The sequence below is a fragment of the Cryobacterium frigoriphilum genome (genome assembly GCF_004403305.1).
Taxonomy (GTDB): Bacteria; Actinomycetota; Actinomycetes; order Actinomycetales; family Microbacteriaceae; genus Cryobacterium; species Cryobacterium frigoriphilum.
Genome location: NZ_SOHE01000013.1, coordinates 66,303 through 79,104 on the forward strand (window position 1 = coordinate 66,303; position 12,802 = coordinate 79,104).

At 65.2% G+C, this 12,802-nt stretch carries 12 protein-coding genes and 2 tRNA genes; 6 read left to right on the plus strand and 8 right to left on the minus strand.

Annotated features, from left to right (window positions below):
• Nucleotides 1-320: 320 nt before the first annotated feature.
• The 5 genes from clpX to E3T55_RS01680 all read right to left on the minus strand — a co-directional run bounded on the left by clpX (nucleotide 321) and on the right by E3T55_RS01680 (nucleotide 4,831).
• Nucleotides 321-1,601 (minus strand): ATP-dependent Clp protease ATP-binding subunit ClpX, encoded by a 1,281-nt coding sequence (gene clpX, locus E3T55_RS01660; RefSeq protein ID WP_134517842.1) that lies wholly within the window; start codon nucleotides 1,599-1,601, stop codon nucleotides 321-323.
• A gap of 154 nt (nucleotides 1,602-1,755) precedes the next feature.
• Nucleotides 1,756-2,415: an ATP-dependent Clp protease proteolytic subunit gene (locus tag E3T55_RS01665; RefSeq protein WP_241992800.1), complete on the minus strand. Its 660-nt coding sequence runs from the start codon at nucleotides 2,413-2,415 to the stop codon at nucleotides 1,756-1,758.
• Between the two features lie 66 nt (nucleotides 2,416-2,481).
• Complete coding sequence (locus tag E3T55_RS01670; protein WP_255455368.1) at nucleotides 2,482-3,108, minus strand: ATP-dependent Clp protease proteolytic subunit; 627 nt, start codon at nucleotides 3,106-3,108, stop codon at nucleotides 2,482-2,484.
• Between the two features lie 172 nt (nucleotides 3,109-3,280).
• Nucleotides 3,281-4,714 carry a trigger factor gene (gene tig, locus E3T55_RS01675; protein WP_166791641.1) on the minus strand — a complete coding sequence of 478 codons (1,434 nt, stop codon included), beginning with the start codon at nucleotides 4,712-4,714 and terminating at the stop codon, nucleotides 3,281-3,283.
• Between the two features lie 43 nt (nucleotides 4,715-4,757).
• Nucleotides 4,758-4,831 (minus strand) — tRNA-Pro (locus tag E3T55_RS01680).
• Between the two features lie 181 nt (nucleotides 4,832-5,012).
• Between E3T55_RS01680 and E3T55_RS01685 the strand changes: the two genes are divergently transcribed.
• Nucleotides 5,013-5,083 (plus strand) — tRNA-Gly (locus tag E3T55_RS01685).
• Between the two features lie 181 nt (nucleotides 5,084-5,264).
• On the opposite strand, the gene E3T55_RS01690 is transcribed toward E3T55_RS01685, so the two are convergent.
• A complete protein-coding gene (locus E3T55_RS01690) occupies nucleotides 5,265-5,870 on the minus strand; it encodes a hypothetical protein (protein WP_134517845.1) in 606 nt (201 codons plus the stop codon).
• A gap of 145 nt (nucleotides 5,871-6,015) precedes the next feature.
• On the opposite strand from E3T55_RS01690, the gene E3T55_RS01695 reads away from it, so the two are divergent.
• Entirely contained in the window at nucleotides 6,016-7,050 is a 1,035-nt protein-coding gene (locus E3T55_RS01695) for a hypothetical protein (protein WP_134517846.1), read from the plus strand.
• Between the two features lie 57 nt (nucleotides 7,051-7,107).
• Nucleotides 7,108-7,917 carry a putative protein N(5)-glutamine methyltransferase gene (locus E3T55_RS01700; RefSeq protein ID WP_134517847.1) on the plus strand — a complete coding sequence of 270 codons (810 nt, stop codon included), beginning with the start codon at nucleotides 7,108-7,110 and terminating at the stop codon, nucleotides 7,915-7,917.
• 75 nt (nucleotides 7,918-7,992) lie between these two features.
• Here the strand turns inward: E3T55_RS01700 and E3T55_RS01705 are convergent, their stop codons facing one another.
• Both E3T55_RS01705 and E3T55_RS01710 read right to left on the minus strand, forming a co-directional pair.
• The gene (locus tag E3T55_RS01705; protein ID WP_174775413.1) at nucleotides 7,993-8,433 is read right to left on the minus strand and encodes a VOC family protein; all 441 of its coding nucleotides are present in this window, start codon (nucleotides 8,431-8,433) and stop codon (nucleotides 7,993-7,995) included.
• Between the two features lie 86 nt (nucleotides 8,434-8,519).
• Nucleotides 8,520-10,124, minus strand: coding sequence for a multicopper oxidase family protein (locus E3T55_RS01710; RefSeq protein WP_134517848.1), 1,605 nt, complete (start codon nucleotides 10,122-10,124; stop codon nucleotides 8,520-8,522).
• 224 nt (nucleotides 10,125-10,348) lie between these two features.
• Between E3T55_RS01710 and E3T55_RS01715 the strand changes: the two genes are divergently transcribed.
• Genes E3T55_RS01715 through E3T55_RS01725 form a run of 3 tightly spaced genes read left to right on the plus strand, consistent with a single transcriptional unit; the run spans nucleotide 10,349 to nucleotide 12,719 of the window.
• On the plus strand, nucleotides 10,349-10,942 hold the full coding sequence (locus E3T55_RS01715; RefSeq protein ID WP_134517849.1) for a hypothetical protein: 594 nt from the start codon (nucleotides 10,349-10,351) through the stop codon (nucleotides 10,940-10,942).
• A 33-nt stretch (nucleotides 10,943-10,975) separates the two neighbouring features.
• Nucleotides 10,976-11,617, plus strand: a complete 642-nt coding sequence (locus E3T55_RS01720) for a SipW-dependent-type signal peptide-containing protein (protein WP_166791642.1) — start codon at nucleotides 10,976-10,978, stop codon at nucleotides 11,615-11,617.
• Nucleotides 11,618-11,621: 4 nt separating this feature from the next.
• Nucleotides 11,622-12,719, plus strand: a complete 1,098-nt coding sequence (locus E3T55_RS01725) for a signal peptidase I (RefSeq protein WP_134517851.1) — start codon at nucleotides 11,622-11,624, stop codon at nucleotides 12,717-12,719.
• The last annotated feature ends 83 nt before the right edge of the window (nucleotides 12,720-12,802 follow it).

Genomic DNA, 12,802 nt, shown 5'->3' on the forward strand with positions numbered 1-12,802 from the left:
GTGCGCCTCATAACTGCTCGTGCGTCCGACAACTGCACGAGGCCATGCGCCCAAACCTGCACGTGCGCCGGAAATCCGCTCTCCTCAGCTCGCGTGCGCCCAAAAACTGCTCGTGCCCGTGGCTTGCCAGGCGCACGAGCAGTTTTACGGCGCATGGCCTAATCGGGCTGCAGGTTACCGGTGCAGCTGCAGGTTTCCGATGCAGGTGCAGCTTTCGGGCGCATCAGCGTGACAGCCCAGGCAGGTGCATACGCTCAGTCGAAGCTTCATGAGCCTGCCGACGACAGCCGCTCGGGCTGCACGCCGGCAGGCGGCGCGGCTTAGGCGGACTTGACCTGGCGGCGGGCCTTGTGCAAAATCATGGTGGGCGGAGCGTTGTCGAGAACGCAGGCCTTCGTGATGATGACGCGCGCGACATCCGTCGCCGAGGGCACCTCGAACATGATCGGGCCGAGCACCTCTTCGATGATCGAGCGCAGGCCGCGAGCACCGATCTTGCGCAGCACGGCGAGGTCTGCGATGGCTTCGAGTGCCTCCTGCTCAAACTCGAGGTCGACGTTGTCGATCTCGAACATGCGCTGGTACTGGCGCACGAGGGCGTTTTTAGGCACGGTCAGAATCTGCATCAGGGCGGACTGGTCGAGCTGGGTGACCGTCGCCACGACCGGCAGACGCCCGATGAACTCGGGAATCAGACCGAACTTGTGCAGGTCTTCGGGCAGCACCTCGCTGAAGAGATTCACGTCGTCGCCCTTGCTGTGCAGGGGCGCGCCGAAACCGATGCCCTTCTTGCCGGCCCGGGAGGAGATGATGTCGTCGAGACCGGCGAAGGCCCCCGCGACGATGAAGAGCACGTTGGTGGTGTCGATCTGAATGAATTCCTGGTGCGGATGCTTGCGCCCGCCCTGCGGGGGAACCGACGCGATCGTGCCTTCCAGAATCTTCAGCAGTGCCTGCTGCACGCCCTCGCCCGACACGTCGCGGGTGATGGAGGGGTTCTCTGCCTTGCGGGCGATCTTGTCGATCTCATCGATGTAGATAATGCCGGTCTCGGCACGCTTCACGTCGTAGTCGGCGGCCTGAATCAGCTTGAGCAGAATGTTCTCGACGTCTTCACCGACGTAGCCGGCCTCGGTCAGCGCGGTCGCGTCGGCGACGGCGAACGGCACGTTCAGGCGCTTGGCGAGGGTCTGGGCCAGATAGGTCTTACCACAGCCGGTCGGGCCGATCAGCAGAATGTTGGACTTGGCGATTTCGACGTCGTCGTGGATCGCTTCGGCCGCGGTGATCGTGGCGCGGGAACGCACGCGCTTGTAGTGATTGTAGACCGCGACGGCGAGGGCACGCTTAGCGGCCTCCTGGCCGATGACGTACTCTTCGAGAAAGCCGAAGATCTCTTTCGGCTTGGGGAGGTCGAACTCGCTGACGCCCTCTTCGGTGCCGGCTTCGGCGAGGCGTTCTTCAATGATCTCGTTGCACAACTCGACGCACTCGTCGCAGATGTACACGCCAGGGCCCGCAATGAGCTGCTGTACCTGCTTCTGGCTCTTTCCACAGAATGAGCATTTGAGCAGGTCGGCGCTTTCGCCTATTCGGGCCATACCAGCCTCCTCCATCGGTTGTGCTGCCTCGAGCCTATCCTGTGCCTGTGACAGATGCGCGCAGGTGTCGCCGAAATATCAACGGTACGCAAGGCAAACGGCGCGTCGCCCGAAGACGACGCGCCGACGTGCGGTGTTCTCGTGAAGCGCAGGCCTACTTGACGAGCGTGGGAAGGTTCTTGCGGCTCGTGAGAACCTGGTCGATCAGACCGTACTCGAGGGCATCCGCTGCGCTCATGATCTTGTCGCGGTCGATGTCCTTGTTGACCTGCTCCACGCTGCGGTTGGAGTGGTGCGACAGGGTCTCCTCGAGCCAGACGCGCATACGCAGAATCTCGGCGGCCTGAATCTCGATGTCCGAAGCCTGGCCGCCACCCTGGCCACCGACCGAGGGCTGGTGGATGAGGATGCGCGCGTTCGGCAAGGCGAGGCGCTTGCCCGCGGTTCCGCCGGCCAGCAGCACGGCCGCGGCAGACGCCGCCTGGCCGAGGCAGACGGTCATCACGTGCGGACGGATGTACTGCATCGTGTCGTAGATCGCCGTCATCGCGGTGAAGGAGCCACCGGGAGAGTTGATGTACATCACGATGTCGCGGTCCGGGTCCTGGCTCTCGAGTACGAGCAGCTGGGCCATGACGTCATCGGCGGAGGCGTCGTCGACCTGCACGCCGAGAAAGATGATGCGGTCCTCGAACAGCTTGGCGTACGGGTCCTGGCGCTTGTAGCCGTAGGCCGTGCGCTCTTCGAAGGTGGGGAGGATATAGCGGGACTCGGGCATGCCGGAATTGGACACGTTCTTGGTTGAGCCGCCCATCGAGCTGTAGGCCGTTCCACCGAATGTGGGGATAGTCATGATTTCTTCCTGTTCAGTGTCGGCGGACTAGTTGGTGGCGTCGGTGTCGGTTCCGCCGCCACCGATGACATCCGAAGCGGATGCGCGAAGGTGGTCGACGAAGCCATACTCGAGGGCTTCCTGAGCACTGAACCAGTTGTCGCGGTCACCGTCGGCGTTGATCTGCTCGGGGGTCTTGCCGGTCTGCGCAGCCGTGATCTCGGACAGGCGCTGCTTCATGTCGAGGATGAGGCGAGCCTGGGTCTGGATATCGGCGGCCGTACCACCGAATCCGCCGGACGGCTGGTGCAGCAGCACGCGGGCGTTCGGCGTGATGTAACGCTTGCCCTTGGTGCCGGAGGTGAGCAGGAACTGGCCCATCGAAGCCGCCATGCCAATGCCGACGGTGACGATGTCGTTGGGTACGAACTGCATCGTGTCGTAGATCGCCATGCCGGCCGTGATCGATCCGCCGGGAGAGTTGATGTAGAGGTAAATGTCGCGGTTCGAGTCTTCGGCTGCCAGCAACAGGATCTTCGCGCAGATCTCGTTGGCGTTTTCGTCGCGGACCTCTGAGCCGAGCCAGATGATGCGGTCCTTCAGCAGTCGGTCAAATACACCATTGGTGGGTGTCGGGTCGGCCATGTCGTGCTCCGTTTCAGTTGTCGTTCTCAATGAATCTATCGGAGCGCGGGAGCCAAAACGGCTCTGTTCGCCCTCGGCAGATTTAGCGGGGCCCGCCGGACCCCTGATGGCGCCCGAAAGCAGCGGATACCAACTGAAGGGCCGGATGTCGATGACATCCGGCCCTTCAGTTACTGCGCGGTGCTATGACCGCAGTGTGCTGCTACTTCTTGGCAGCGGCTTTCTTCTTCTTCGGCTTCTCCTCGACGACAACGACGTCTTCGTCGGCGGATGCGTCGGAGCCAGCGGCAGCATCCGTCGCCTCGGCATCATCGGCAGCAGCGTCAGCGGATGCGATGAGGTCGGCAATCTCGTCAGTGGCGGACGGAGCCGTGAACTCGGCGAGGTCGACGGCCTTGCCGTTGGAATCAACGACGGTCGCCTTGCCGAGGGCAATCGCGAGGGCCTTGTTGCGGGCAACCTCGGCGACCATCGACGGAATCTGACCGTTGGTGTTGAGGGCCTGAACGAACTCGCTCGGGTCCATGCCGTACTGGCTTGCACCCTGAATCAGGTACTGGGTGAGCTCGTCCTGGCTGACCTGCACCTTTTCGGCTTCGGCGATCGTGTCGAGCAGGATCTGCTGACGGAACGTCTTCTCGCTCGCTTCGGTGACCTCGGCGCGGTGAGTGTCGTCGTCGAGACGCTTTTCGCCCTCGAGGTGACGGTTGACCTCGTCGAGGATGATTGCGGCGGGAATCGGAACATCGACCGTGCCGAGAAGGGTCTCGATGAGACGCTCACGGGCCTGCGTGCCCTGGCCAGCGGCCTTGGAACGCTCGACCTGAACCTTGAGGCTCTCGGTCAGCTCGCCGATGGTGTCGAACTCGCTCGAGATCTGGGCGAAGTCGTCATCGGCGGCGGGAAGCTCGCGCTCCTTGATGGCGATGACCGAGATGGTGATCTCGGCGGTTTCGCCCTCGTGGTCGCCACCGAGCAGATCGGAGTTGAACGTGGTGGTCTCGCCGGCGCTGAGCGCGTCGAGGGCCTCGTCGATGCCGGCGATAAGGTCGCCGGAGCCGACCTCGTAGGAGATGCCGGTCGCACTGTCGACTTCGTCGCCCTCGATGGTGGCGCGCAGGTCGATCTGGGCGAAGTCGCCCGTCTTGGCCGGGCGGTCAACGGTGATGAGCGTGCCGAAACGGCTGCGCAGCTTGTCGAGCTCTTCGACGACCTCGTCGTCGGTGACATCGACAGCGTCAACGGTGACGTTGAGGCCGTCGTAGGTCGGCAGGTCGATCTCGGGGCGCACGTCGACCTCGATGGCGAGCAGCAGATCTCCGGAGAAGTCCTGGTCGCTGGGCCACTCGACGATGTCGGCCTCGGGGCGACCGAGCGGGCGCAGCTTGTGCTCGTCGACGGCGGAACGGTAGAAGCCGTCGAGGCCCTCGTTCACGGCGTGCTCGAGTACGGCGGACTTGCCGACGCGCTGGTCGATGATGGGCGGCGGTACTTTGCCCTTACGGAAGCCGGGGATATTGATGTCTTCGGCAATGTGGCCGTAGGCGTGGGTGATGGCTGGCTTCAGCTCGTCCGGGCTCACCGTGATGGTGAGCTTGGCGCGCGTGGGGCTCAGTTTTTCGACCGTGGACTTCACTCGGGACTCTCCTGTGGTTTTGAACGATGTACTGCGGGTAATGTCGGGGCGACAGGAATTGAACCTGCGACTTCTCGCCCCCAAAACGAGCGCTCTACCAAGCTGAGCTACGCCCCGGATCTGACGATCCGCTGGTAATGAAATGCTGGGGAGTCAAAGCGCCGGCGCAGGCGAAAGCTTGCGACATGCGGATTGACCTCGTCAAGTCTAGTGCACCGAATCTGGGAGCCCCGTGACGTGGCACGCGGCACCCTGATTCCTGTACTAAGGTATTCAAGTGCCCGGAATTTGCGGGCCTGGGGACGTAGCTTAATGGCAGAGCCTGGGTTTTCCAAACCTATGACGCGGGTTCGATTCCCGTCGTCCCCTCAGTGAAACGCAGGACCGGAGCCACTGGCTCCGGTCCTTTTTCGTGGGTGGCACCCTGTGCGGCCCCGTATGTCGAGCTGCGCGGGTGCTGCGCCGCTACGCGGGTGGCACGCCTCCCGCGCAGCGGCGTACTACCCGCGCAACTCCCGGCAGGCCGGGGTTCGGTTGCCCGGAGTGTTCGTCAGTACTCGTTGTCGTAGGCCAGCAGCTTGGCGAGGTCGATTCGCACGAAGGCCGAGCGCCGTTCGGCGAGCTTGCGCTCGTAGTCGGGTTCGGTGCCGTCGACGTTCTGGCGAATGAGCTTGGCGGCCAGTGCCTGGGCGAATTCGTGGCTGGCATCTTCCCTGGCCTTTTCGACGATCGTCGAAACCTGAGCATCGTCTTGAGACACCGCATCGAGTTCGGCGGTGAGTCGATCGTGCACGCGGCGCCGCAGGGCGAACTGCTTGACGTCGGCCCGCTGGTCACGGGTGAGCTCGAGCTTCCAGCGCGCCTTGACGAGCTCGTCGCGCATCTCGGTGACGCGCACTCCATACTCTTCATTCTGGCGGGCGAGTACGTCGAGCTCGTGCCGAGCAGTGGCGGAATAGTCGGCGCCCTCGAAATCGAGGTGTTCACGCAGCGCACCGACGAGAATGTGGTTCTTGACCGCCATCCGCACCGCGGAGAGTGAAATCAGCAGTCCCTCATCGACGATGCGATCTTCGGAGAGCACGCCCGTGCCCGACGTGTCGTCGGTGGATTCGGCACCAATGCCACGCACTCGGCGGATCCAGTCCCACACCACAGCTACTCCCCCGTAAAGGCCTAATCGAGTCTACGTCGAACCGCTGGCTTCGTCACAACGGATCCGACCTTGCGCCCCCGCGGTCTCAGGAGGCATCCATCAACTCGCGTAGGGTGAAGGGAACGCAAACGGGGGGACCAGTTTTATGTCACGAGACGCCGCAGCGCCGACACCGACACCGACACCGACACCGACAGGGCGCGCACGACCACGCGATGTCATCGCGTGGGTCACGCTGTGGGTTCCGCTCGGTGCCGTGCTGGTGACCGCTGCGCTCTGGTGGGGCGACCTGCCCGAAGCGCTTCCTCGGCAGTGGAACGCAGACGGCATCGCCTCAACGTCACCAACCGGGCTGATGTTCGGCATTCTGGCCGGCCTGACGGGCACGGCGGCTCTCGGTGCGGGCTTCGCACTGGCGGCCGGCGCCGCTCCCAATCGCCGGGTGATCTTTCTGGCAGCGGGGTTCGTCGCGGGCCTGGCCGGCAGCATCTGGCTGTTCAGCGCCGGCATCACGATCGTGCCGGGCGCCGATCCGCAGGATCCGGGCGGATGGCCGCTGCTGGCCGTCGCCTTCGCCGGCTATGGCGCCATTGCGTATTTTCTCGCCCACTCGTGGGTCTACCCGCCAACCGACCCTGATGTCGCGGCGGCCGAGCCGGCCGATTCCGAGACTGCCCGACGCGCAGCATCCGTCGCCGCCCAGGCGGCTGCGCGCACGGAGTACACGACCAGCATCTCCTCACCCCTCTTCACCGGCCTGGCAGTCGCGGCCGTGGTCGGAGCGGCCGGCGTCACCGTACTGCCGACCCTGCGTGATGGCTTCGCCGCGATGGGTACGCTGCTTTTCGCTGCGCTGGTGTTCGCCCTCGCGCTCATCGTGCTGTGTGCGCGCATCCGGATTCGCATCGACGCTCGCGGCCTGTCGGTGCGGTCGGCGATTCTGGGCTTGCCCCTCAAGGTCATCGCGCTCACTCAGATCGTCGACGCTCACGCGGACTATCTCGAACCGCTGCGTTGGGGTGGCTGGGGCTACCGCCTCCTGCCCGGCCGGTCAGCGGTCATCCTGCGCGCCGGCCCCGGCCTCGTCGTCACCCTGCGCAACGGCAGGGTGTTCGCCGTGTCGATCAGGGAGCCTGAGCTGCCCGCCGCGCTGCTCGAGTCGCTGCGCGCACGATCCTGACCGCTTCCGGGCCGACTAACCTGCTGAGAAGACGCCCAGCCGATCGAGGAGGCGCTCGTGCAGAACACCGATCACGCTCTCAGCGCTGATCTCGTGGCGCGCCTGCGCTCGGCCGGATGCGTGCTCGCCGAGGACGAAGCACGCCTGTTGATCGAGGCCGCCCCCAGCCGCGTGGCACTCGACGCGCTCGTCGCGCGGCGGGTGGCCGGGCATCCGCTTGAATACGTGCTCGGTTGGGCCCAATTTCACGGCCTGCGCGTGTGGGTTACCCCTGGTGTGTTCGTGCCCCGCCGCCGCACCGAGTTTCTCGTCGACCAGGCCCTAGCGCTCGCTACCGCTCACCCGAACGCCCGTGCGCTCGACCTCTGCTGCGGCTCTGGCGCGGTCGGCGCCGCACTCGTCGCCGCAACCCTCGTCGACGGTGCACCCACGGTGGACCTGTACGCGGCCGACATCGATCCCGTGGCGGTCGCCTGCGCCCGCCGCAATCTGGCCGACGGCCGCGGTCAGGTCTTCGAGGGCGACCTGTACGCTGCACTGCCGACAACGCTGCGCGGCACCATCGGTATCCTGCTCGCGAATGCACCTTACGTGCCGACGGATGCCCTGCGCCTCTTGCCCACGGAGGCTCGCCTGCACGAACCACAACTCGCGCTCGACGGCGGAGTCGATGGACTCGACCTGCACCGTCGGGTCGCCGCCGAGGCACGCCGCTGGCTAGCGCCCGGCGGCACCCTGCTGATTGAGACCAGCGAGCAGCAGGCGGAGGCCGCTGCCGACATCTTCCTGCGCAGCGGCCTGACCGCGAGCATCCACCACGACGACGACCTCGACGCGACGACCGTCACCGGCATCAGCGGGGGATAACGCCGAACGCCGGCACCAGTCGATGCGTCGCTGTCCCTCGAATCGTAGATACCTCGAACCGTTGATACTTCGATATCAGTCGATGTCCGAAGCCCCCTCTTTGCGCTGCGACTGCGCGGCGGACCGAGCGCGAAGGGCGAATAGATCCTCCGACAGCGAGACGATGTTGCCCTCGGTGTCCTTGAACCAGGCCCCCTTCGCACCCTCCATCTCGACCACGCCGTTCTCGGTCTTCAACCCGGGAAGGTCGTACTCCTCGAATTTCACACCCTTCGCGCGCAGATCCGCCATGTCAGTATCGAAGGTGTCGGTCACCAGCCCGATCGCGGTGGCCTGGTTGGTGCCGGCAAACGGGGTCTCGTAGATCAGAATCATTGCCCCACCGGCTGTGCGATAGATCAGTCCCTCTGGCATGTCCTGATCGGGTTCCATGCCGAATGCGTCGCTGTAGAACTGGCGTGCACGCTGCAGATCCTTGGCTGGTAATACCGAATAGATTTCCACTTGGCTTGTCATGAGCCGTCCTCTCTGGTGTTTGCGTAAAGCAATTTGCACAGAGGACAGTACGCTCGTTGCCGGGATCCGGCGCAGATTCGGGCGAACTAATCCGATTCGTGCGTGGAGTGCCCGGTCGAGAGCACGCGCGGGCCGCTGCCCGCGGCGGCCGTGTCGTCGATTTGCTGTGCCTGGTGCGCGGTCGGCGGCGTTCCGGCCGTCTCCCCCGGCTCGACCACGACGAACTGCCCCATCATGCCGTCGTCTTCGTGGGCGAGCATGTGGCAGTGATACATGTACGGAAAGTCGGCGTCGGTGTACTCGCCGAAACGCATGATCAGCTCGTAGCGCTTGCCGGGCTCGAGGTAGATGGTGTCCTTCCACCCGCGCAGTTCGGCCGTTGGCTCGTCGGTGCCGACCCGCAGCACCTGAAAGTGCACACCGTGCACGTGAAAGTTGTGCGGCAGCGGCATGGCGTTGTCGACGGTCCAGATTTCGGTCGCACCCGCCTCGACGGTCTCGTCGATGCGGGACAGTTCCATCTGGCGGTTGTTGATCGAGGTGCCGTTGAGCGTGAAGCTGCGGTCGACGGTGGCATCGTCGGCGTCGAGCCGCTCGGATTCGACCAGTGCCGTGGGAGTGGCGCCGATCGAGGTCAGGCTGTCGGCGACGCGCAGCTCGAGCACGTCGAGGGTGTCGGCGCCGGCATTGCGTTCGGCGGCGCTGGCCGAGGTACCGAGTTCGGGCGGGTTGGAGCGCAGAGTCACGGTCTCACCGGGTGTCACGCGCACGAGTACCTCGGCGCGTTCTCCGGCAGACAGACGGATGCCGTCCATCGCGACCGGGGCCTCCAGCAGTCCGCCATCGGTACCGATCAGGTCGAACTCGCGCCCGTCATCGAAGCCGAAATCGTAGGTGCGGGCGGTCGAGCCGTTCAGCAGCCGCAGGCGTACGACATCCGTCGTCACCTCGAGATACGGCCCGAGCGTGCCGTTCACGAGCACTTCATCGCCGATCGCGCCGATGTAGCCGCGCACGCCGATGTCGAACTGGCCGTCGTCGTCGAAGCGGCGGTCCTGCACCACCACGGGAATGTCGTCGACACCGTAGCTGCGCGGCAGGTTGAGGGCCGCCTCCGCGTCGTCCTGCAGGATGAACATACCGGCGAGGCCGTTCTCGGTCTGCTGCTCGGACTGCTCGTGCGGGTGCGGGTGGTACCAGAGCGTGGCGGCGGGCTGGTCGATGGTCCACTCCGGCTGCCAGAGGGCTCCGGGCTCGATCACCGAGTGCGGGCCGCCATCCATCTCGGCGGGCAGGTGCATGCCGTGCCAGTGCACGGTCGTGACCTCATCGAGTTCGTTGGTGACATTGACCTTCACGTTCTCGCCCTGCTCTGCGACGAGGGTCGGTCCGAGATAGCTGCCGTTGTAGCCCCAGGTGTCGGTGGCCACCCCGGGCGTGAATTCGGTGCTCGACGCGGCGGCGGTCAGGTCGAAGACCCGGTCGCCGTTGGCCGCAATCGTCGACTCGGCCAGCGGCGGAATCGCGAGCGGCGTGACGAAATCCACCGCGCCGACGGTGTCGATGACTCCGCCGCCCTGGTCGCTCGCGCAGGCCGTCAGGCCCAGCACGAGCGCGACAGCCCCGGCAACACCGGCGCTCACGAACGTGGCGACGGGTCGACGGGAACGGGTGGTGCGAGCGTGTTGCATACCCCCAGTTTCGCAGGTCTGGCTGCGAGTCCTGCCCAGTTTCGCCGTCGCCGAATCTCCCCAGCGGATGCCCCCGTGCTGGGGGTGAGCAGGGGCCTCGTCTCCCCCGGCGTTGGGGGCGCCTGACCCTATCGTGAGATCTGCTCAGCTGACACAGTCCTCCTAAAGGGGGACCGACTTCTCGGATCTTCCGCATTTCCCCATAACGAAAGGCGCAACCCGAAATGAAGCACCTGAGTTTTTTGCCTAAGAAGTCCCCGATTCGTGCTCGTGCCGTGCTTGCGGCCGGTGCGGTTCTGGGCCTGGGCGCCGTTCTGACCTTCGCGTCGTTCACCGACGAGGGCTATGTCGCGTCGACATTCAGCACCGGCACGGTCGACATCACCTTCGACGCGTCCGAAGCGGACGGCCCGATCGGCGCCCCGCACACGACCCAGCTCGGCTTTACAGTCGGCAAGATCGGGTCCTCCACGATCGCGCCACTCACGGTGAACAACAGTGGGACCCTGCCGTTCGACTACACCATGTCGACGACGACCACCGGTGGCGCGGCCCTCGCCTCTGGCCTGCGCGTCACCGTCGTGAGCCTCGGCGCACCTGCCACAGCTGGCGCGTGCAACGCCACGACGACTTTCACGCCAGCGATCCAAACAGGCACCGATCTCGGAAGCACTGCGCTGAGCGGGCGCTCTCTGAATGCACAAACCAGCGAGGTGCTGTGCTTCAAGGTCGAACTGCCGAGCGGTTCGAACGACAACGCGATGCAGGACCTCAGCACGACGGCGACCTTCGCCTTCGCCGCGACGCAGCAGCCCTAGTCCCGACCATCACCACCGAATAGGGGACACATCGTGCTCGACGTCGACCAACCCTCAACGTCGAAATCGACGCGCCCCCACACCGTGAAGGTGCGTCTCGTGCTGGCGCTCTGTGCCCTGCTGGGCATCGGAGCGTACGGCACGAGCGCATCCTTCACGGATGCCTCATTCGTCAGGGCTTCCTTCCAGACCGGAACCCTCGAGCTCGCCGTCGCCGGCGCCACCGGGTCGTTCGTACCGGGCGACCCGACCGCGCTCAGCCTGACGCAGCTGAGCGCCACGGGCATGTACCCCGGCGGCCCCGCCGGACTCGCCGAGTTGCACGTGAAGAACAACGGCCAACTGCCTCTCACCGTGTCGGGGCTCATCTTCACGACCACCAACTCCGGCGGCATCGCCAACGACTCCGGAACGACCGCGCTGGGCCAGTTGGCCCGGCTCAAGGTCGTGCCATATTCCGGCAGCCAGGTCTGCAACGCCGCGTTCATGACCGGCGATGGAACGCTGACCCCCACGTCCGCCACCGTGTCGAGTGGTCTGCCGACATTGACGCCCGGCACGACGGCCACTTTCTGCCTCAAGGTCAACATTCCCAGCACGGTATCCAACGCTCCCCTCGCAGCACTCAACGTCGACATGCGGGTGCACATCCGCGTGACGGCAGTACAGGCCTGATCCCATGAATCGAATTGCCACGGTCTCCCAGGAGATTCTGCTCACTCTCGGCGCTGTTCTCGGGGTGATCTGCATTCTGGCTACGCTCTCCGCGGTCTTCTTCGGGGTGACGCCCCTGATTTTCCGCTCCGGGTCGATGTCCCCCGCGATCAGCACCGGTGCCCTCGCCCTCGCGCAGGAGGTGCCGGGCGCGGACATCCGTGTCGGCGACATCGTGAGTGCGATCAACCCGCAAGGCACCCGAGTGACGCACCGGGTCGAGGGAGTCTCGGCCCGAGGCAGCGGAAGCTACGCCCTCACGATGCGCGGCGACGCGAACGAGGTCGCGGATCCCGAGCGCTACATCGTCACGAGCACAGACCGAGTCGTCTGGCACCTCGACGGTCTCGGCTTTGTCGTGCAGGAGGCCCAGAAGCCGCCCTACATATTCGCGCTCGGGAGCCTCGTCGGCGCGCTGCTCGTCTTCTCGGTGCGTTACCGCCGAGCCGCACGCCAGGCAACGGACGGCGCAGAATCACCGAACGACCCGACTGAACCGACTGACGATGGCGCGCCCACCGATCCGCCCGAGTTCGACGGCATCGGCATCTTCGGAACGGATGATGTCGCCACCGCTCCGATACCGACCGCGCGGCCCGCAGCCGGCGTCGTGGTGAAAACCTCCGCAGCGGTGCTACTTGCCCTGGCTCTCGTGGGCGGACTGTTCGCTGGTCAGCCAACCGACACCCAGGCCGCGTTTACCGATGAGACCCGGGCCACCTCCGCTACCCTCGCCTCGTCACTCGATTCATCGTTTAAGCCGTCGGCCGTGACGTGTACCGCCACTGGGCCAGGTAGCCGAGATTTGACGATTACGTGGTCCGTCCCGACAACCACGCTCCCTCCGACAAGCTACGCTGTCTCGGGCGGACCAACGGCAAGCCCCACACAAGCGTCGAACTCTGGCAAAGTCTCGGTGACATTTGCCGCCGCCAGCCTCGCCGTCAACAGCTATACGGTCACAGTGACGGCGAATCACTTCACGAACTGGCCCGCCTCCGCGACACCGTTGACCGTGAACATCGCTGGAAACGGCGGCAACCGCAGGCCCACCTGCCCCTAGTTCGGTTCGGCGACGCCTCGCCCACAACTCGCCCGCCCCCACCGCGCCCCCGCGTTCCCCGCGCGCCTGACCTGACGCCTATT

What these genes read in the sequence shown, in the direction of transcription:
- E3T55_RS01705 (WP_174775413.1), bottom strand. Translation starts at nt 8,433, where the DNA reads ATGACAAGCCAAGTGGAAATCTATTCGGTATTACCAGCCAAGGATCTG.
- E3T55_RS01715 (WP_134517849.1), top strand. Translation starts at nt 10,349, where the DNA reads ATGAAGCACCTGAGTTTTTTGCCTAAGAAGTCCCCGATTCGTGCTCGT.
- E3T55_RS01725 (WP_134517851.1), top strand. Translation starts at nt 11,622, where the DNA reads ATGAATCGAATTGCCACGGTCTCCCAGGAGATTCTGCTCACTCTCGGC.
- clpX (WP_134517842.1), bottom strand. Translation starts at nt 1,601, where the DNA reads ATGGCCCGAATAGGCGAAAGCGCCGACCTGCTCAAATGCTCATTCTGT.
- E3T55_RS01665 (WP_241992800.1), bottom strand. Translation starts at nt 2,415, where the DNA reads ATGGGCGGCTCAACCAAGAACGTGTCCAATTCCGGCATGCCCGAGTCC.
- E3T55_RS01695 (WP_134517846.1), top strand. Translation starts at nt 6,016, where the DNA reads ATGTCACGAGACGCCGCAGCGCCGACACCGACACCGACACCGACACCG.
- E3T55_RS01710 (WP_134517848.1), bottom strand. Translation starts at nt 10,124, where the DNA reads ATGCAACACGCTCGCACCACCCGTTCCCGTCGACCCGTCGCCACGTTC.